The 19813-nt window shown below is 39.4% G+C and carries 15 protein-coding genes; all 15 read right to left on the bottom strand.

The window, feature by feature from the left end:
• Positions 1-94: 94 nt before the first annotated feature.
• The 15 genes from CWS31_RS04840 to CWS31_RS04770 all read right to left on the bottom strand — a co-directional run bounded on the left by CWS31_RS04840 (position 95) and on the right by CWS31_RS04770 (position 19772).
• Positions 95-1666 (bottom strand): phospholipase D family protein, encoded by a 1572-nt coding sequence (locus CWS31_RS04840; RefSeq protein WP_101344744.1) that lies wholly within the window; start codon positions 1664-1666, stop codon positions 95-97.
• A gap of 146 nt (positions 1667-1812) precedes the next feature.
• Entirely contained in the window at positions 1813-3150 is a 1338-nt protein-coding gene (locus CWS31_RS04835) for an alginate lyase family protein (RefSeq protein ID WP_170252763.1), read from the bottom strand.
• A gap of 164 nt (positions 3151-3314) precedes the next feature.
• A complete protein-coding gene (locus tag CWS31_RS04830; RefSeq protein WP_101344742.1) occupies positions 3315-5279 on the bottom strand; it encodes a bifunctional 2',3'-cyclic-nucleotide 2'-phosphodiesterase/3'-nucleotidase in 1965 nt (654 codons plus the stop codon).
• A 228-nt stretch (positions 5280-5507) separates the two neighbouring features.
• On the bottom strand, positions 5508-6593 hold the full coding sequence (locus CWS31_RS04825) for a purine nucleoside permease (protein ID WP_101344741.1): 1086 nt from the start codon (positions 6591-6593) through the stop codon (positions 5508-5510).
• Positions 6594-6722: 129 nt separating this feature from the next.
• Positions 6723-8045 (bottom strand): tetratricopeptide repeat protein, encoded by a 1323-nt coding sequence (locus tag CWS31_RS04820; protein ID WP_211355794.1) that lies wholly within the window; start codon positions 8043-8045, stop codon positions 6723-6725.
• A 75-nt stretch (positions 8046-8120) separates the two neighbouring features.
• A complete protein-coding gene (locus CWS31_RS04815; RefSeq protein ID WP_211355793.1) occupies positions 8121-8753 on the bottom strand; it encodes an energy transducer TonB in 633 nt (210 codons plus the stop codon).
• A 2-nt stretch (positions 8754-8755) separates the two neighbouring features.
• On the bottom strand, positions 8756-9163 hold the full coding sequence (locus tag CWS31_RS04810; RefSeq protein ID WP_101344739.1) for an ExbD/TolR family protein: 408 nt from the start codon (positions 9161-9163) through the stop codon (positions 8756-8758).
• A gap of 99 nt (positions 9164-9262) precedes the next feature.
• The gene (locus tag CWS31_RS04805; RefSeq protein ID WP_101344738.1) at positions 9263-9778 is read right to left on the bottom strand and encodes a MotA/TolQ/ExbB proton channel family protein; all 516 of its coding nucleotides are present in this window, start codon (positions 9776-9778) and stop codon (positions 9263-9265) included.
• Between the two features lie 18 nt (positions 9779-9796).
• Positions 9797-11197: a MotA/TolQ/ExbB proton channel family protein gene (locus tag CWS31_RS04800; protein WP_211355792.1), complete on the bottom strand. Its 1401-nt coding sequence runs from the start codon at positions 11195-11197 to the stop codon at positions 9797-9799.
• Between the two features lie 10 nt (positions 11198-11207).
• A complete protein-coding gene (locus tag CWS31_RS04795; RefSeq protein ID WP_101344737.1) occupies positions 11208-11963 on the bottom strand; it encodes a DUF3450 domain-containing protein in 756 nt (251 codons plus the stop codon).
• Positions 11964-12033: 70 nt separating this feature from the next.
• Complete coding sequence (locus CWS31_RS04790; RefSeq protein ID WP_101344736.1) at positions 12034-14475, bottom strand: TonB-dependent siderophore receptor; 2442 nt, start codon at positions 14473-14475, stop codon at positions 12034-12036.
• A gap of 485 nt (positions 14476-14960) precedes the next feature.
• Positions 14961-16403 (bottom strand): adenosine deaminase family protein, encoded by a 1443-nt coding sequence (locus CWS31_RS04785; RefSeq protein WP_101344735.1) that lies wholly within the window; start codon positions 16401-16403, stop codon positions 14961-14963.
• A gap of 497 nt (positions 16404-16900) precedes the next feature.
• A complete protein-coding gene (locus CWS31_RS04780; RefSeq protein ID WP_101344734.1) occupies positions 16901-18004 on the bottom strand; it encodes a nucleoside hydrolase in 1104 nt (367 codons plus the stop codon).
• Positions 18005-18138: 134 nt separating this feature from the next.
• Positions 18139-18657 carry a cupin domain-containing protein gene (locus CWS31_RS04775; RefSeq protein ID WP_101344733.1) on the bottom strand — a complete coding sequence of 173 codons (519 nt, stop codon included), beginning with the start codon at positions 18655-18657 and terminating at the stop codon, positions 18139-18141.
• A gap of 20 nt (positions 18658-18677) precedes the next feature.
• Positions 18678-19772 carry a purine-nucleoside phosphorylase gene (locus CWS31_RS04770; protein WP_211355791.1) on the bottom strand — a complete coding sequence of 365 codons (1095 nt, stop codon included), beginning with the start codon at positions 19770-19772 and terminating at the stop codon, positions 18678-18680.
• Positions 19773-19813: the final 41 nt, after the last annotated feature.

Genomic DNA, 19813 nt, shown 5'->3' with positions numbered 1-19813 from the left:
TCTGCTTATTTTTATTATTATCTGTAAACTTAAACTTAAACTTAAACTTAAACTTAGTGGCTTTAATATCAAGCTAACGTTAAATAAAAGTGCGTTAAAGAATGCTCTTTGGCACTACGCGTCTTAGTTTAACTTTAAGTTGTTTCACTAGTGTTTCTTCGCCATCAGGATTCCAGTCAAGCGTGGTCTGCCAAGCATTTTCAGGTTGCATTTCTTCTAACATACCCGCTTTAACTGCTGTTGATATTTCTTTAGAAGGAATAATCGTTATGCTTTCGGTATTTAAGTTAGCGCTGCGTGGATCTACATTAAATGTACCGATAACAGTAATATTATCGTCAATAACCATCGACTTTGCATGTAAGCTAAAGATTGGCATTTCGGGTAATTTGCCCTGCATTTCTTTAGACATAATTTTCTTTCTAATTTGGGCATCGGGTTTAAATTCGTAAATTTCAACGCCAGTTTCTAGTAATTTTTTTCTATCTCGTTGATAACCATTAAAAGCTTCAAAGTTGTCGTTTGACGCTAAGCTATTAGTGAGGATTTTTATTTCAACACCACGGTCAACAAGGCTCTTGAATAGGTTTCTACTCAAGTCAGTGGTTACTAAATAAGGGCTTTGAATGGTGACTGATTTTTTAGCGTGTTGTAACAGTAAAATAAGTCGCTCAGTAGACAATCCGCTTCCACCTAAAAATGTATTACCATCATTTTTACCCGGTAAATCTGAAACGTATTCAACACCGTTTAACCAATGTAGTTGATTTGTTTGCTCAAGCTCTTGAAATACATCAGGAAGGTTTTTTATTTGCTGTCTAACTTCGGGGAGAAAGTTAAGGGGATTACAAGCATATTGATGTAACGCGTCAAAATTGGTATTCATTTCAGCGTTACTCGAAATTAAATCTTCAATCGGAACGCTTAAGTCATTATCCCAATACTGGTTAAATGACATTTGAATATCGTTAGTGACACCACCTAATAGCAGTACATCACGATCTCTGAAGTTATATTCGTGATCATAGCCGAAGTATTCATCAGCTAAATTTCGACCACCAGTAATAACTACCTTACCATCTACGGTAAAGGTTTTATTGTGCATGCGTTGATTTATACCATGAAAATTAGTGGTTAAATTTACAACTTTAGCGACAAAGTTTTTACCAATATTGAGCATCGGGTTATAGATTTTTATCGATATATTTTCGTGTGCCGCTAATTTTAATAGCTGGCTTTCTTTGGCATCAACCATTAGATCATCAACTAGCATTCTTACCTTTATGCCTCGCTCGGCAGCTTTTACGAGGTAATCAACAGCAATTAAACCAATGTTGTCAGATGAAAAAATAAAATATTGTACATCAATAGTTTGTTGGGCTTGTTCACTTAACCAAGCTCTGGTTAGTATGGCTTCGGTTCCTTGCTCTAGTATGTAAACACCGGTACTTTTTTCCATATTATCTTTATATGGCGCTAGGTATTTAGATAGCTCTGCAGGTGCTTTATTATTTATAGCAGCACAATAGTTTTGGTCTGAATCAGTGATGTGAAAGCCTGGATCGGAACAAGCCGATAGTAAAATTGTAGATAGAGGGATGAGTAGTGCAACAAACGTTTTTCGAGTGTTCTTCGCGAATGAAGGCGAGTTTTTAGTTTTATCCATGTAACCTTGTTAACTATTAGTATTAATTAATTAATATTTATTTATTTAATTTAATAGTTAAATCTCCTTATATTTTAGTAGGTAACAACCTAGTTATTCAAATAGGTAATTAGTGGCTCAGCTTACAATTGTTGCGATGTTAATTATTAGGGTGTTAATAGTTGTGGTGTTAGTAAAACAAACTCGTAGTATGTACGTTTTTGATTAGATGTTAATTTTTTATTCTTAGTTAAGTCTTTTATTATTTTACTCAGCGTTGCTTGGTATTCTGGTTTGTTAGCGTACATAACTAAACTGCTTAGAATTGGAGATAACTGACTCTGATCAAGATTTTTGCTAGCGTGAGGCCATTTTTCTTCACGGGTTACAGGCATTAAATAATCAGTGGCTAATTGTAAGCTTTGTCCTGTTGGTGATTGGTATTGCCATAATGATAAATTAGCTGTTGCTAGGTTACTTTTTTCGGCAATATTGGCGATAAGCGCCAGTGCTTGTAAATTAAAACAACTGTAGAAGAATGCACGGGTTCGAGCTAATTCATGTTGCTGCGCGCCTTGTGCGTCAAACTGTTCAGGAAAACTTTGTTGTGCTGCGATAATGCTTTGTTTTAATAACGCGTCATCGGCCAAATACCATGCTAAAGCAGCAACTTGAAAGTGATACCAAGAGCCATGATTGTTCTTTTGGCTGGCGCCAGATTTACCTAATTCACTGGTTGTTAACCAGGTAAGGTATTGTGTTAACCAAGCGGTCATTTGTGTATCTTGTGTTGCTGTCCAGGCAGGTGAATTGGAAAAAATGGTGATGGCATCAAGTACATTTTCAGGAATAACTCGTCCGTCTAACATGCCAGAACGTCTACTTTTAGGGTTACCTGGCACGCTTTGCCCGTATTCTAAATGCGGATTCATTTTGGTATTTTCGTCTAAAAACCAAGTATTGATTAAACTAACACCTTTTTGGGCGTATTTTTCATCGTTTGAAAAGTAATAAGCGAGAGATAAAATGCGAATAGCGCGCATAGTTTCGCCTAATCTACCGCGATCTACATGGTCAGTTTGGGTATCTGGATTGGTAATGCCGTCTTTTCTTATCCAAGGTAAACCATCAGGTGATTTAGGATCTGGCCACCAGTAACGACTTAAACTTAAATAATCATGCTTATCTTTACTCGGCGGAAAAAAATCTTTATCCATAACACTTGGGTTGGTCATTTTAAGTGTTGAGTCAGCTTTTTTGATAAGCGCTTTATAGGCTTTTTGGGTATAGGGTGCTGCAGTGTTATTTTTTAAGGACAATTTTACGTTAGCGATACTTGTTGCGTCATACTGAATAAAGTTTGTAGGCTTGGCTGTCGATGTCGATTTTGCCATGGCTACATTAAGTATTACTATGTTTAGCGCAATAACCGCTAGGGTAAGATTTAATAACAACATAGGTAATTTTACGGTTTTCAGTACTCGAGTGTTGCATAGAAACGGCATAACGAGCCTCATTGTGATTTTTATTATAGCCTAGCACTATAAATAATAATCACAATGATGGACAGATATTAACAACAATATCTTGTGTTTAGTCTAAGGATTTTCAGCAAAAAATTATGTAAATTATTGGCTTTGTTAGCAAACTACATTTGAAATTGTCGACTTTAATGGCGTATTTCAAATGTTGTAGTGACTTGCTTTTGTGCGTTTTCAGGCAAAGCTATGATGTTTTTAGGGGCAATATCTTTTGCTTTAGTTGAGCTGGTAAAAATAACTTTGGCTTTACCAAAGGTATCAGCGAAGTGCCAGTTACCATCAGCCGCGGGATTAATTTGATCAACGCTTTGAATATAGGCCGCAACAACAGATCTATTTTTGTCTGGAGCATGAATAACAATATTGCTGCCATCTAAATTTGGGAAGTTACCGCCGCCGCCAGCGCGATAATTATTGGTTGCCACTAAGTAGGTTTGTGCTTTGCTTAACGGTTTTCCTTGGTATGTCGCCTTGGTGATACGTGCCGCTTTTGGATTAATCAGCTTGCCTTCTAGGTCATAGCGGGCTGGTTGAGTAACATCTATCTGGTATTGAATACCGTCAATAATATCAAAATTAAATGATGCAAATGCGGGGTTTATTATCGCTTGTTTGGCGTTACTTGTCGGGTCGATTTGATTAAACTGTCCTGCTGAAAACTCTAACCATTCAATAACTTGTAGACCATTTAATTGAACAACTTTTAAATCATTTGGGAACACGTATAAATCTTGTAGGTGAATAAGTGATATTTTACCTGCAGGAATATCAGTGTAGTAGTCTGGCCCAATACGACCACCTGATTTAAAAGGCGCTGCGGCTGATAATACCGGTAAATCGGCTAATTCAGTGCCGCGAATTATACGTTCAACATATTGCTTTTGCGCGTTATTAACTAATTGTACTGATGGGTCGTCTAGCACTAGCGCGAAGTAGCTATGAATACGAGACGTTGTTTCACCTACTTTTTGTCGCATGTATTCTAAGGTGGCTTTATGCTCTTTCATAATTACCTTGTTTGATGCTTCATCCGTTTTCACCAATGAGGTTAATTTACCTTTATCGCGTTTTGCTACGGCTCTAACGCTGGCTTGGCTATCTATAACAGACCATTGGTTATTGCTCTTTTGTAGTGTTAAGTCAATTAAGCCTAAATGACTCCCCCAAAAACCGGGCATAACAGCAGGTATACCAAATACAGTGCCTTTTTCAGTATTTACGCCCTCGTAGCTAGCAATGGTTTTATCGCCAGGAAATACCCGATGTGAATGACCAAATAAAATAGCATCAATACCTTGCACTTTTGCTAAATGATAGGTGGCATTCTCGTCCATGCCTTTGCGTGGTAAGTTGTATAAGCCACTGTGTGGAATGGCAATAATGATATCGGCCCCTAATTTCTTCATTTCAGGAACGAGTTTTTCGGCGGTTTCTACTATGTCTTTGGCAATAACTTTCCCTTTAAGGTGTCCCATATCCCAAAGCATAATTTGTGGTGGGGTAAAGCCGATATAACCTACGTTAATACTGTGTTTTTTTCCGCTGTCATCTATTAAGGTTAATGGTTCAATGAGGTAAGGTTTAATAAAGTGCACATCGTTTGTTGGGTCATTATCAGCATCATCAATATAAACATTGGCTGAAATATAAGGAAAGTTCGCTCCGCTAATGGCTTGTTTTAAAAAAGGTATACCGAAGTTGAATTCATGATTACCTAAGTTACCCACGTTGTAACTTAATGGGTTCATTATTTTGTAAGCAGGGTGAATATTTTGTGCCGATAAACTTGTTTGCTGCGCGATATACTCGCCAAGTGGTGAGCCTTGTAACAAGTCGCCATTATCAATTAATAATGAATTGTTTACTTCTGAACGAGCATTATGAATTAAGGAAACTACCCGCGATAAACCGACCGAGTCGCTTTGCTGATCGCGGTAATAATCGTAATCTGCAAGGTACATATGAATGTCGGTGGTTTCTAAAATTCGTAATTTAACCGTGTCTGTTGCTTGGCTTGCGTGAGTGAAAAACACACTGATACATAAGCATAATGCGGTAATTAATTTTTTATGATGTGGGTATTTACGGTTCATAATTTGGCTCAATTAGGCTAATTCAAAAAGCATGAAAAATTATTGAATGGTTGAACATGCAAAAAGGTTGGCTCGATATATAGTTAGCCGTAGTGGGAAGTGGAGTTTTACTGAATGAAACTAGCAATGCTAACAGTGATAACAGGGCTAATAAGGGAGTTGACGACAAATGGTTTACTGTCGTCAACTCCTTTAGGTTCAAGCGTTAATTAGGTTTGTTTATATCACCTATTTAGCACTTGGTATCGTTGTGCTGTACTTGTCCCAGTTATTAATAATTTCTTCTAATACGACAACGCCAACAACATAAGCAGACTCTAACGCAGCGTCTAAACCTGCATAGCCTTCATTTTCAGCTAATAAGTTTTCTGCTGCGGTAACGCCTGGCGGTGGAATAGAATAGTTACTACCTGTTCTTAATACCATTACACGATTTTTATCTACTTTACCTATGTTATCTAGGAAGCTTAACGACATGAAAGTCCCTGTGTCTTCCATAGCAGAGGTAACAAATTCGCCTTGACCATCTGTCCAAAAATCAACCCAATTGTTTGCCCAGTCATTTAAATACTGACCGTGCCAAAATTTCATAGCAGCAAGTTGGTCGCCTTTTAATACAAATGGTTTTCTTTGTGCATTAGGGTGGTTAACGTAAAGAGAACGTGTTTTTTCTAAACTTTCAAAGTCAGGTAATTCAATGTCTTTAGTTAGCTCGAATGCCCAATTAGTTAACCCAGCATTCACTTGAAACACTTCACCTTTAGGTTCAGGTCTTGTTTTGTCATGCGGTCCGTGAGTTCCACGGGCAAAATAACCTGTTTCCCATTCAACAGGCATTTCACGTGGGTCAATAGCATGCATTAAATCGCCATCAACTAAGTATTCTGCCCATGCAGCTGAACCGATTGAAGCATCTTCAGGGTCAATACCGGCAATACCGGCAATTAACCAATAGGCTTGTGATAAGTCAAAACGAGGGTCCATACCTAATGCCATTGCAGCACCTGCTGAATGCGAGGTACCAATACCAGTAACCATACCTAGTACACCAGTTTCTTCATTAAGGTAAAGATCATGATGAGATTGCGGGAACGGTATTCTTGTTGTTAACTCTTGGCGTTGTTTCCATAGCTGAAATTCGCCTGCGGTATCGTCGGTGTCATCGCCAATTTCAAACATGGTAACGATAACAAACTTAATTGGAATAGGTTTGGGGGTGGTTTCGCTGCTTACCTTGCTGTTATTGGAGCTACAGCCTATTAGTGCTGTGGTTAAGGCTATTACGCCGATAAACTTTTTAAAATGTGGAATCATAAATTTGTCTCTCATGGTGTAAGAATAATTAAGTTGTTAACTCAGTCGTGTTTAATCAATGCGCCTTTAATCAATTCGTCGTTAATCAGTCACCGTTAAGTAGGTGTGATATTTGTGTCGTTATAATCTTTACTGGGTCGCGGTGTCATTGGCTGCTTTATTACGCGTTATCCAGTTATGCTGGCGTTGCAAATCTGCGGCATATTCTAGCCAGTTATTTGCTTGTCCTTCGCTGTATGAAAACGCACGAGCTTTACGAAAAGCGGCCAAACCCTCACCAAATTTCTTTTGCTCGGTCATGGTTATTCCCATCACTAACCAGGCTTTACCCGGTTCTTCTAGTTCACCGCTAAGGGCTTTATTCAATGCAAGCTCTGCTGGCTGCCATTGGGCTTTTTCTACATATAAATTAGCAATGTTTAAATAAGGCTCGCTTTCTTCTGTTACCTCGGCGAGTTTTTCAAAAGCTGTTATTGCAGGGGTATACTCTTTTGCTGCAACCCAAGCATTGGCTAATGTAGCTAGGTAATCAGCGTCTTCAGGTAATATATTTTGCTCCATGGCCATAACAATTAATCGCGCGGCATGCTCGGGTATGCCTTGTGTTATAGCCAGTTGCACCATAGATTTTACTGACGTTTCTTTATCTAGCACCCCACTTTTCCAAGCAAGCTGTAACGTTGCGAGACCTTTAGTGTTTTCTTCTAAGATCATGTAAACACTCGCTAACTGCTCCCAATAGTTGCTATTTTCTGGCCAGTATGAAATTGCACTTGATAAGGCTGCAGCTGCAGCAGAGTATTGTTTAACTTCAAAGTTGCTGGCGATAAGTAATTGATACCAGTTTTCTTTTGGCTCTGGCGTCATGGCAATCGCTTTTTCAGTGTAAGGAATAGCGTCTTTATAGTTCTGCGTTTGTGCAAAAATGTTTGCCATGAAAATATATTGAGCGGCGGTAGGCTCTTTTATTGTCGTAAACCATTCTTTAGCGAAAACTAAGGCTTCGGTAAATTTTTCTTGTGCGGCGTACAACTGAGCAACCATGTAGCCAACATTGTATTTAACTGACTCAGGTAATAAACCAAGAGATAAGCTACGTTTTAAGTAAATAATCGCTTCATCATAATTGTTGCGTGACATCTCGGTATAACCAAGCATTTGTAGCACTAAAGCTTCATCAATGGTTTCAATATCAACCTCTTGATGAAGGGCTTTTAATTCGATATAAGCTTCTTCAAGTTGGTTGTTACCAATTTGCTCTTGAATTTCAGTTAGCGATTTATAGGTGGAGCTACTTACCGAATCAGCAGCCGCTTTTGCAGGTGAGCTTAGTGATAACATAACAACAACAGCTACAGTCGATATAAGCAAACCGATGCGATTATTGCCTTGGTTATATTTTGCTGATGGCATTAGATCACTGTTATTGATAATTTTATTGTCTTTAGTCATCGTGGTTGTCCTAGTGATATAAATTAGGGCGTTTAGTGAGTAACTTGCTCACTATACCCTTATCAAATGTTGAGATTATTTAGCTAAACTAAATTCAATGGTTTGTTGAGCGCGTTGACTTTGCGGTTTGCCGTCAACTGTTTTTGGCCTAAACTTCCAGCGTTTCATGGCATTAATTGCAGCGCTATCAAACAAACGAGGTGGTTTGGCATCAACAACTTTTACGTCGGATACTGTACCGTCAGGTCGAATCAACACTTCCATGGTGACATAACCAGACAATTTAGCTTGTCTAGCACGCTGTGGATATGCTGCTGGTACTCGCACAATAGGGATAACATCGGTATCAAACCCAGCCATACCTCCACCTTGTTGTAATGTTCCCAAAAATGGTCCTGAACCCGTGTTCATGGACATGCCTATTTTAGGCATACTCATGGCCATGCTAGGACTCGAATTATCACTAATTTGAGCACTAGAACTTGGTACGTCAGGTTTAGACTCTGGCGGCGGTGGCGGTTCAGGCATACGGCGATCTTTTGTCGTTACCTCAGCTTTATTAGAGTCAACGCGAACAAAATTTAAGTTCGCTTGGTTCTTATCTTTTTTGGTAAATACGCCATCATTTGCAATCATTAATTGCATGCCTGCAAACACCATCAAAGCAAAGATGGCTGCAGCACAAAGAATGCCTATATGCTTCAGCATGATTATTTACCCTCCGACGCCACAGATACAGAGGTTGCACCGGCCAGTCTCGCTTGATCCATTACTTGAATAAGCGTATTGGTATTCGAATCTTGGTCAGCAACAATAATAACTGCAGCCCCAGGATTTTCAGCTAACGACTTTTCAACATTGGCGCGTATGGCGCGTTTGTCTACTTGGCGTTTGTCCATAAACACTTCGTTAGTGGCAGTAATGCCTATGTGTACGCTGTTTGACTCACTCACAACCGAGGTTTCAGCTTGCGGGCGGGTTACATCAACCCCTGATTCTTTTACAAAGGTTGATGTTACGATGAAGAAAATTAGCATGATGAATACAACATCTAGCATCGGTGTTAAATCAATTTGATTTTCATCTTCTTCGTTCATCAAAAAGTCATTGTCGTTCATGTCATACTCTCTTTTATTTAGCTGTCTCTTAACTACGTGTACTCATTGACATTGATTATGCAATTTTGGTTATGCAGTACACGTTAACGTTAGGTAGAATTAATCGTCGGTTTTCATAATGTTACCGGTCTCGCGTTTTTCTCGACGGTATCGACGGTCCAATTCCGTTGCAAAAGGAATAGCTAAGAGCGCAATAACCATACCAGCCATAGTAGGTATCGTGGCGGCACTAACACCGTTAGCCATAGCTCGAGGATTACCAGATCCTAAATAAGCCATTACTTCAAACACTTGGATCATGCCGGTTACCGTACCTAATAAACCTAACATTGGTAATAAGGCGATTAACGCGGTAATTTGTTTTAAATTACGTAACATTAAGCAGTCTATTTCCGATATTAATTGCGTACGGATATGCAAGGATGCCCAGCTTGATTTGTCATCCATGGCTTGCCAGCGGTCAGTATTTTTTTGGCGTTGCTTCTTAAATGAGCCGAAGAAAAACCAATAACGTTCAAAAATTAAATACCACAACCAAACGGCTACCCCAAGAATTGCCCAAAGAACGTTGCCACCTGTGTTAAGAAAATCGACAATAAAGGTGTTAATGTCCATAGTTTACGACTCCCCTAATTAGGCTTTAGCGCTGGCTATTTCAACAGCTTTTTGAGCGACCATACCTGATGCTTGCTCACCAATAACTTTACTAAGTTGTTGGGTTCTACTGCTGAGCATATTGCTACAAAGTAGTAATGGTATAGCGACAATTAAACCTTCAACCGTGGTAATTAAGGCTTGAGAAATACCACCAGCCATTAATTTAGGGTCACCGGTACCAAATAAGGTTATTGCTTGGAATGTACCAATCATGCCCGTTACGGTTCCTAGTAGTCCCATTAATGGCGCTATTGCTGCAAGCACTTTAATGGTGGCAAGCCCTTTGCGTATTTCAGCTAAGTCTTTGAAAATAACTTCTTGTAGTTTTTTGCTAATAACATCGAGATCATTCAAATGTTTGTTTTCGTAATAAGCTAACATCATACGACCTAGCGGGTTATCGTCAGACGCTTGATTCATATTTTTCAGTTGCTTATTCATACGTTTTGAAATAATTGACAATTTAGTCATGCGCTCAAGCACGATAAGTAAGCCGATTACACCTAACGCTAAGATGGCATAACCTACGCCTTTACCCTGTTGAACACGTTCAATTAAACTCGGTGATTGAACAAGTAAACCTAGTAATACGCCGCGTGAAGGGTCAACCGCGAAACTGGTTTCTTTATTACCTGAACTCGCACTTAACTCTGCGGCTGAATTGGTAATATTGCTTGCAGGTTGTCGCGATAACTCAACGAGTTGACCGCCGTCTGCATCATAATTTAAGTATTTATCTGCAGTTATGGCATTGAAGGTACCAACACGAGTTACTTCTGCGTTATAGCTTTCGCCACTAGGCTTAGTTACTTCAGTATTAAAACGACTTACTTGGCCAGATTCAGATATTTCTTGCAGCATTAATGCCCATAACTTTTGCATTTCAGCAATAGTTGGCACTTCTTTGGTTTGCGATAACACTTCAATCTCAGCAGTACGCTCAGGGAACTCGCTAGTAATAATTGAACTATAAAGCATTTGCTGAGTGTCGCCGGCCATTTGGCGGAATACACCAAATAACTCGCCTAAATTACCGGTTCTGCGGTCAAGTTGGGTGCTAACTTTTTCTAATACAGCCTCGTTGTCATCAAAACTGACTTTCATTTCATCACGCATTGCTTCTTGGGCAGCAACTGCGGCTTCAACTTCAGCTAACATTGCTTTTTGTTCGCCGGCAGCAGCCATGAAGCGTTGTTCTCTTTCACTGTTATGTGCCGCTTCAGTGCTTACGTCATTTTTTACTTGTTGGTAAAGGGCTTGTAAGCTATCACTGGCTTGCGCATTAATTGCGGTAACACCTAAGGCACTACCGAAGGCTACTATCATTAAGCTTTTTTTAGCTAAGTGGCCTCTAAAAATATTATTCATAAAACTCATATTAAATTCCTTAAGATGCCGGAGAGTTAACTGGTAACGTTAAAAGTTCAGGTGGCATTTGCTTACGAGCAATGCGTAAACCGTCACGAATGCTAGTACGGTAGTCATCATTTACTACTTTCCAACTCTTAGTGCTGCTATCCCATTTGCCACTTTCATTACCATCAAGTGTTTGGTAGTAAAGTCCTACTCGTCCAAACCTTAAAAAATCGACGGTACGGGGCGCGTTATCAACAACAATAATGCCTCGATAAGCTTCTATTGTTCGGCCGTATTCCATTTCCACCTGATAAGCTTCCATAATACGACGGTATTTTTCACCAGCAGAAACGTCTGCTCGGTCAATCAATTCAACTAATGTTTCAATACGCTCTTTACGTTCTTCTTTTAAAAAGGGAATGTCGGCGTTAAGTAATTCGCTTAATGTGTTGGTCATTTGTAACATTAACGGCAGGGCACCTGTTTCAATGCCGTCAATTTCGTTAATTTGTTTGTTAATACTGGTAATTTCAGATTCTTGCGATTGCACCAGTTTTGCCATTTGTTGGTTATATATTGTTAAACTTTCAAGTCGTTGCTCGGCAAGGCGATATTTTTGAAAGTCACTCAGTGTTGTTTCTGCTAAGGTGTCAATTTTATTTTGGCTAGCGGCAGCACTTTTATTAATACTTTCTTGTTGCTCAAGGCTATTTTCAACAGCATGACTCGGGAGTATTAATATAGCGCTCGACAGAAGCGCTACGCCTATGGAGTTACGAATAACCATGTAAACCTCTTTAAACTTTTGTAGTGATGAGGGGCAAATTATGCCCCTCTTTTGATAATGTTCTTACCCGTTAAAATTGGTAGGAAGCGCTGGCTACCCAGTTTGCAGGAAGCTCAGGTAATACAACCGTGCTACCAAATAAATCTGGGAAGTTTGCTCTGTAGTATTTCTCATTGGTTAAGTTTTTACCTTGCACACGAAGTACCCAGTCGCCGGTGGCGTAAGTAATACCAGCATTAAGTACTGTGTAAGCAGGGAGTTCTACCCCTTGAGAAAAACTAGAGAAAGTAGAATCAGCATGGATAACACTGACCATTGCGCTTAAACCGTTTTGGAAGTCATAAGCTCCTGTTAAACTAAACATGTTTTCAGGAATACCGGCTTTAGTGGCTTCAGCTTCATCATTAACTAAAGTTAATCCTTGCATTACATAAGCGTAAAATAATGATGGATCGGTAATGCCAGTTAAATCTTCAGCTCCCATAAAACCAAATTGAGTGCCAGTTTCTAATGCCGTTAGGTTAGTAACTTTTAGGTTGGTGTAGTTACCTGTTAGGGTTAATTGTTCCGTTACTAGGTAACGCATTTCAAATTCCCAACCTTTACTGCGGGTGGTGTTATTACTTACTTGATCTTGTGCAGAATAATTAGTTCGTTCTTGGTCGAAGTAATCAAGCGTTAAGAATAAAGTGTTATCCACTAAGCTCGCTTTTACACCTACTTCCGCTAAGGTTGAGTCAGCAAGGGCATTACCTGATTGCACTAAGTCAACCGGAATTTCTGAGCCTTGACCCATGATAATAGTGGTTTGTTTAGAGGCGGTAATATACGGCACTATGTTACCCGGTAAGTTATAAGACGCACTGGCTGTCCACGAAATCGCCGAATCGCTATCAGACGCTTCAGTGGGCGCTTCGTTACCTGTTGCGCCAAATAATTTGTTGTTGTGTTCAATACTCGTCATATCTAAATAATCGTAACGAACACCTAATAAAATATTTAAGTCGGTAAACATATTAAAGTCAGCTAAAAACGCTAAACCGTAATCGGTAAAATTACCTGTGGTGTAACTTGAATAATCTTCATCAGATTCAATTGATAATAACTTTCTATCAAGGGCTGTAGAAGGGCCTGTTAAGTCACGACGGTCAAAGTATTCAAAATCATAATCATCACCATGTTTAAAGTTGGTATAACGAATACTTGGTGATACTTGGTAATTTGCACTTAACCAATCAGTATGAGTGGCAGCGTAGGCAAGTACTAACTGATCTTCAAACGCATAAGTATCAGCAAATTGAGAAAAACCATAAGCGTTAGCATTCGCGTTATCTAAATCTTCATAAAACATTTTATTAGTTAAAGTGAAGCCGTCAGCTATTTGATGCATAACATCAAAATATAGCGTTGAAACGGTATTGGTTAGGTAATCAGAATCGGCAACGAGTACTTGGTTATGTTCAAGTTTAGCGGTACCAACATTGTTTAATGCCCACTCAGGGTCTAAGGAAGCATCTGTTGCCGATGATGGCGGCACAAAGAAGTTATTACTATTTGGATTAAAAGTGCCTTGCCAAATACTGTATTCGTCTGCAGAGTTTAAACCGTCATGGTTTAAATCAACTGAAGTAGGTGAGCCGGTCACGTATGTGCCGTTATCGATAAGTTCTTGTGTTAAACGGTTCCAACCTGCAACTTGGTTACCATCAAACTCATGGTACATACCACCAAACTCAATACGGGTATCAGGTGAAAGATCGACGTTAAAAGAAGCTTGTATGATGTTTTGGTCAGTTGCTGAATTCTCATAGTAGCTGCCAGAGTTTTCAGTTTCAGCGTAGAAATAGTAGCCTAGATCTTTATCGCCAATTTTACCTGGTCCACCTACTTCAGCAGTTAAAATATTTTTTTCCCAGCTGCCGCGAGTTAATGATATTTTTCCGGTAGGCTCTTCTAAATATTGACCTGTGTCAGCGCGGGCTGATTTAGGCTCAAAGTTTAAATACCCACCTATTTTAGATGGACCATAAATAGGTGATGCTGGACCACGAACAATATCAATACGTGAAGAAGCCCCAATTGGAGTAGGGTAGTTTCCTGGGTTGTTTATTCGGCGGATACCACGAAAATAAACTTCACCGGGTGTACCACGAACATCTAATGAACCAGCAACACCGAAAAATGATTGGGTAAAGGCACCAGGAGATACCAAAACTAAATCATCAATATTAGTTATATTGTAATTTTCCATCATGTCGGACGTTACTGTTGTCACACCACGTGGTGTTTCCAATACTGTTTTACCGAAACCAAAAACAGACTCAACGGCTTCGGTTGGCATTAAGCCCATTGTGTCGGCAATTTGCCCCTCTGATGTATAAGTTTCTAATTCGACTATGTCTTCATTAGGGGTGCTTTCTTTTGTTTCTTCAGCAATGGCTAGTTGTGAAACTGCAGCGATATTGATGGTTATTAACAAAGCGAGTTTATTTCTCTTAAACGATTGGAACATACAATTCTCCTGGCTTTTTAAGTTATGTTTTATGTTTTATATTTTTTTAATTACTAATGAGTAGAGAGCAAGCGTTGTGCCAATTCCTGTCCGATCGGTCATGTTTTATTGTTTTCTCTTTTTATTCAATGGTTTATGGTTTTATTTTGTAATTATATGTTGTTGTAAAATATTAGGTTGCTAGTTAAGGGCGCACTGTTTTGTTACAAATGTACATAAAAGTGCACGAGATTAGGGCTATTACTCTATTTTGGGGCTGGGCGGATATGAGCGACCTTGGCATGCATACCAATTTACTGAAATTGTTTTAAGGGAATTAAAAACCAAGAGGGAGGGGGCTGTGTTCTTGGTTTTTATTTTTTTGGTTGTTAACTTTTGCTTGTTAACTTTTGGTTGATGCTTTTTGCTTGTTAATTTTTTATTAACAAGCAAAAAAGGTATGCTCTTATTGATCATTATAAGAGCAACTCATTAACTGCAGTGCTTTAGCTTTCCTCTAAACAAAGTTGGTACTTATCGCAAATAAAGCTATATGACACTGGAGTAGTTGTAATGTTTTTAATACCCGATGTGCTGACTTGTTGTTCAAATTTAGCCATTTTTTCTTGGTATTCATTGAGTAAAGTATTTTTAGTTTGTTGATCTAAGAAGCTGTATTTAATTGAATTTTCCCCTAAAGTATTGAGTTCAGCCCAGCTTAAGTTAAATTCTTTAACGGCGACAAAAAACTCATCTGTTAAGTTTGAGTCCCACATGCCGCGATCATCAGTAGACAACGCAACCGGAATACCAATTCTTAAATATTCAGGGAAAGGGTGCTGTGAATAGTCATCAATATATTCTAGTAACAAGTTTGAAATAAGATTGATTTCAACTAAATACGGGCCATTGCGCATTTGTCGCATCATGTCGTCATCAGTAATTAGGTTAACGCCATGACCAATACGGTCTGCGCCAAGTAATAGGGTATCGCGTATATGATAATTAGGCTCATCAACCTCACCGGCGTGAATCGACAATTTCACATTGTTGTATTTATGTCGTAACTCACGTAATACCGGTAAGAAACGGGCGGGATGGCCTTTATCATTATCTTCACGACCAACCATGTTGACGGCAACGTATAAATCATTATTTTTGGAAATGAAGTCATAGTATTTACGTAATGAATCTTCGGCTCTTGGGCTAAAGCGTAAAATACTTTCTTGCATACGTACTGTGATGCCAGTGGCTTTCGCATCGGCTTGTTGTAAACGATCTCTAAAAATATCAGCGGTAACTTCTGCAGGAATAACGGTACCGTCTGGCTTGGTATAGCCAAAAGCGCCCATCATGGGTTCCATATATATCAAGCCTTCGTCACCAAAGGCTTGCATGTTTTTAACCAGTAATTCGGCAATTAAATAGGGACTGCTACTTAGCTCGTTCATGCGTTGCCAATGTGTTTGAAAAAACTCGTCACGGCCTTCGTGGTCTTTGTCTAAGCGAATACTGTTTAACCAGGCTGCTTTTTCGGTGGCATTTAGATCTTTTAGCGGTTTGTATTCTGCTTTTTCACAGGCAGGTAATTTGTCATAACTTGACGCTAATAAATTAGTAAACAATAAGTAATATGGGCTAAATCCAAATTCATTACCGCCATAGTCGCGACAATTGTTAACTTTAACTTTAGTGTAAAATTCATACCCATGAGCACTTTGCTCTAGCGCTAAGTCATACCACCACTCAGACAGTGCTGAGCCGGTAATATGATGATGTAAATCACCGCCTTTAGGCATGGCGTACAATAAAGTGTATAGCTCTTTATCGCTTGCGGTTTGTTTAAATTTTTCAAACCAATCAGCACTCGCGGCATAACATGATCCCACTATCAGTTGTGCGGAAATTGCCAACGCAGTAAGCGTGGTAAATTTGTTTTTTTTACTCATGTAAACTCCAAAGTAGTAATGAGCAAAAAGAATGCATGCTCAAAGAAAATTAAAATCATTACTTTAGTGAGTGCAATTCCGATACCAAAGAGCCTATATAAGGCCAGACACTATTGAATATGACTTGTTGTTTTAATATTCCTGACCAATCAGTCAGGTTGTGTGCGTTTATGGTGCGAAAGCACCAAAATGTCGGTGCAACGTTAACTGTGGTCGCGTGCTTTTGCTATGGCTTTAGCTATGGCTTTAGCACTTGGTTCGCACTTGATTAGCGCTTGGTTAATAAAGAGGTGCTGCCATCGCTGTTATTTTTATACCTGGCTGAAACAACATTTATAAGCGTCATTAGATTAAAAATGAGAGCATAAAAAAGCCTTGTTACAGTAACAAAAAAGGCATACGCGTTAACGTATGCCTTAGTTAAATTGTTGTTTTATTTTCCGAGATCTTGAATTTTATATTGCAGCTTAAGGGCAAATAATTTCAATAATGTCGAATTAAGATCTGTTCATAATCACACTAAAGTCATTGAAAATATAACTGGGTTTAGTTTTTTCACACACTTTAATTTCAGGGCGAGTATCATCAGCTATAAAAGTACCGGCACGTTCACTATCAAGATGTTGTCTTGGTTTGCCGTCCCAGCGTGTGACTGACATACTCATGTCTGATGTTGGTAACCAAGGGGTTGTAGTGGTGCTTTTTTCAACGTTAAAGCCTGCCATGCTACCCTGACAAAGTTCAGGCTCCGCGACAATAAGCGCCGCTAAAGTATCCCAAAAATAGTATTCACCTGAGTCAATAAACCAATCATTTTTGGCTAACACTTTTTTCCAAAAGAGCGCCGCAGGTGTTTTAGCATTTTGACTAAATTCAGCCGCTAACTCGCTCGTAACCCGAACCGAGTTAGTTACGTCTAGCCCTACCAATTCGATGTTAAGATCTGAAGCTAATACCTTGTCTGCAGACACCGGGTCGATAAAAATATTCCATTCAGCGGTTTTATTTGGGTGGCCTTTGGTAAAAAGCGGCACAATAATGTTGCCTTTCACGTTAACGTTACCTCCCATAATCACTAAACGTTCAACAGACTTTTGGTCTTGCGGGTATTTTTCTAACCATTGGGCGATATTGGTTAATGGCCCTGTGGCTAAAATGGTAACCGGCTCGTTTGATTCGACGATAGCTTGGTGAATAACCTCTACTGCGTGTTTGTTACTTGTTGGACGCTCACTTGCTTTAACTGGTACGCCAGATAAGGTGTCTGAGTCGGTGCGCCATGCTTCAGGAAATACTGCATAACCGTCTAACGGCTCAGCATCACCACAAGCCACGGGAATATTTTTACCGCTATACGGCGATAGTTCTAATAAGGCGGTGGTATTGGTAAGGCCGGGCTGACAATGGGATTCGCCACTAGCTGAAATAGTAATTGCGGTGACATCTAATTTGGGATGTTGCACTAAAAATAATAATGCCGCCCAGTCGTCAATGGCCATATCGTTATCAAAAATAACTGGTTTAGCCTGTAAGCCAAGTGAAAAAACACAAGCGGCAGCACTGGCTGCAATGCTGGCGGTGAGTGTGGTAAAAATCTTCATGAATCTTCCTTTTTTAAGTCGGTAATTTGTACTTTTGTGTTAATTTTTGCGTTAACTTGTGTATTAATTTGGCTAATAGCTTTGATAATCGTTTTGCTCACTAAAAATGAATGATTAATATTGAGTTATGCATTTTAGCGGCTCAATTCATTAATTAGCGTTGTATGCTGAGGAAATAGCGTTAATAATTTCTCTTTCGAACCGAGTTGCATATCAGAATAATCAAAGCCTGGTGAAACCGCTTCACCAATTAAGCCATAGCCATATTGACCATTACTTGGGATTTTTGAGGCTTTCCAGGTACCGCCTTTCACCATCATTTGCATTTGATGGCCCTTTGTTGGATCTGGCCCTAGTATGGTTGTTTGTAAGCTGCCATCGGGGTTTAACATATAGTAAGTTATCGGGTCGCCTTTATGGAAAAAGTGCATGATATCGGATTGATTCATATGAAAATGTCCGATTGGCGATTGCGCACTGAGTAAATAATAAATACTGCTCATTGTGACACGCTCGCCGTTGTCAGTAGGTATAGTCGCGCGATGATCAGCACTAAATGTGCGACGATAAAAACCGCCTTCAACATGCCCTTCTAAATTTAACGCTTTAACAAGTTGTTCAGCTGTTAATTGGCTTTCACTAGGTGTAGTCATTAACAGCTGATTACTTTTTACTATTTTTTTTTAGCCAAAGCTGCAGCTTCAGCACTACCTGGGATAGCATCTTGGTAGATATCCCAATTTTGAACTAAGTTATCTATGACGATAGTGCCCATTTCAAAAGCGGCTACAATGGCAGGTAAACCACCATCAGGGTAGGGTGCTGTAGTACTCCAAGCTGCGGTTTTATCTTTAGGTGGATGGGTGTAATTACTGACAGTACGTAACACTAAGACACGTTCTTTATCCACTAAGCCGGTACGAGCTAAGCGACCGAACGCAGTAAAGGTACCGTTGTCTTCCATATTGGTGGTCATAAACTCACTGTCTGGGCCTGCGTATAAATGCATCCAGTCGTTTGCCCAGTTGTTCAGTAATTCACCATGCCAATACTTACTTGACCCTATGGTGTCACCCATAGTTACAAAGGGTTTTTTACGTGCATTAGGGAAGTTAACGTATTGCTCTCTAAATTCTTTAATGGCAGGCGTATCGGCAACTGAATAGTCTTTAGTTAAGTTATAAGCCCAATCAACTAAGGGTTCATTTAAAGCAAAATGAATAGTGTCTACTGTCCAACCGGTTGACTCTTGATTTGGCTTGTATGCTCCTAATGGAATTAAACCATATTCCCATTCTTTAGGTATTTCACGGGCATCAATTTCATACAATAAATCACCATCAACTACATGCTTTGCCCACACGCCTGTGCCTAAAGAGACATCGCTAGGATCGCCACCACCAATACCGGCAACTAACCAATAAGTATCAGAAAAATCGAAACGTTGATCCATACCTAATGCCATAACTGAAGCCGTAGCATTAGGTACGCCACCACCGGTACATATAACAAGTACCCCTTCATTATTGGTATAAATGTCGTGTTCGCCCAAGGGAAAATCAATTTTGTTATCTAGCCCGCCACGCTCTAACCATAACTGTAACTCGCCAGGTCTATCGCCTGTTACTTCACCATGCTCAAACATCGCTAAAACCACTGCTTTGATTGGCATAGGTTTTTTTATGACGTTTTCGCTAGCGGCTAATGCAGCAGGCGTGGTGATACTAACGGCCATGCCGACCAATAGTGAATGTAAATATTTTTTCATTTTAATAACCTCTTAATATTAATGTTTAAAATTATCTAAGC

This window comes from Colwellia echini (assembly GCF_002843355.2).
Classification (GTDB): domain Bacteria; phylum Pseudomonadota; class Gammaproteobacteria; order Enterobacterales; family Alteromonadaceae; genus Colwellia; species Colwellia echini.
The sequence above is the reverse complement of the archived record's forward strand: the minus strand, read 5'-3'. Positions and strand labels throughout refer to the sequence as shown.

Bases quoted from the DNA above. Each gene is read 5' to 3' on its own strand.
- CWS31_RS04800 (WP_211355792.1), bottom strand. From the start codon at position 11,197: ATGAGTTTTATGAATAATATTTTTAGAGGCCACTTAGCTAAAAAAAGC.
- CWS31_RS04770 (WP_211355791.1), bottom strand. From the start codon at position 19,772: ATGAAAAAATATTTACATTCACTATTGGTCGGCATGGCCGTTAGTATC.
- CWS31_RS04810 (WP_101344739.1), bottom strand. From the start codon at position 9,163: ATGAACGACAATGACTTTTTGATGAACGAAGAAGATGAAAATCAAATT.
- CWS31_RS04830 (WP_101344742.1), bottom strand. From the start codon at position 5,279: ATGAACCGTAAATACCCACATCATAAAAAATTAATTACCGCATTATGC.
- CWS31_RS04790 (WP_101344736.1), bottom strand. From the start codon at position 14,475: ATGTTCCAATCGTTTAAGAGAAATAAACTCGCTTTGTTAATAACCATC.
- CWS31_RS04825 (WP_101344741.1), bottom strand. From the start codon at position 6,593: ATGATTCCACATTTTAAAAAGTTTATCGGCGTAATAGCCTTAACCACA.
- CWS31_RS04820 (WP_211355794.1), bottom strand. From the start codon at position 8,045: ATGACTAAAGACAATAAAATTATCAATAACAGTGATCTAATGCCATCA.
- CWS31_RS04805 (WP_101344738.1), bottom strand. From the start codon at position 9,778: ATGGACATTAACACCTTTATTGTCGATTTTCTTAACACAGGTGGCAAC.
- CWS31_RS04835 (WP_170252763.1), bottom strand. From the start codon at position 3,150: ATGCCGTTTCTATGCAACACTCGAGTACTGAAAACCGTAAAATTACCT.
- CWS31_RS04775 (WP_101344733.1), bottom strand. From the start codon at position 18,657: ATGACTACACCTAGTGAAAGCCAATTAACAGCTGAACAACTTGTTAAA.
- CWS31_RS04780 (WP_101344734.1), bottom strand. From the start codon at position 18,004: ATGAAGATTTTTACCACACTCACCGCCAGCATTGCAGCCAGTGCTGCC.
- CWS31_RS04795 (WP_101344737.1), bottom strand. From the start codon at position 11,963: ATGGTTATTCGTAACTCCATAGGCGTAGCGCTTCTGTCGAGCGCTATA.
- CWS31_RS04815 (WP_211355793.1), bottom strand. From the start codon at position 8,753: ATGCTGAAGCATATAGGCATTCTTTGTGCTGCAGCCATCTTTGCTTTG.
- CWS31_RS04840 (WP_101344744.1), bottom strand. From the start codon at position 1,666: ATGGATAAAACTAAAAACTCGCCTTCATTCGCGAAGAACACTCGAAAA.
- CWS31_RS04785 (WP_101344735.1), bottom strand. From the start codon at position 16,403: ATGAGTAAAAAAAACAAATTTACCACGCTTACTGCGTTGGCAATTTCC.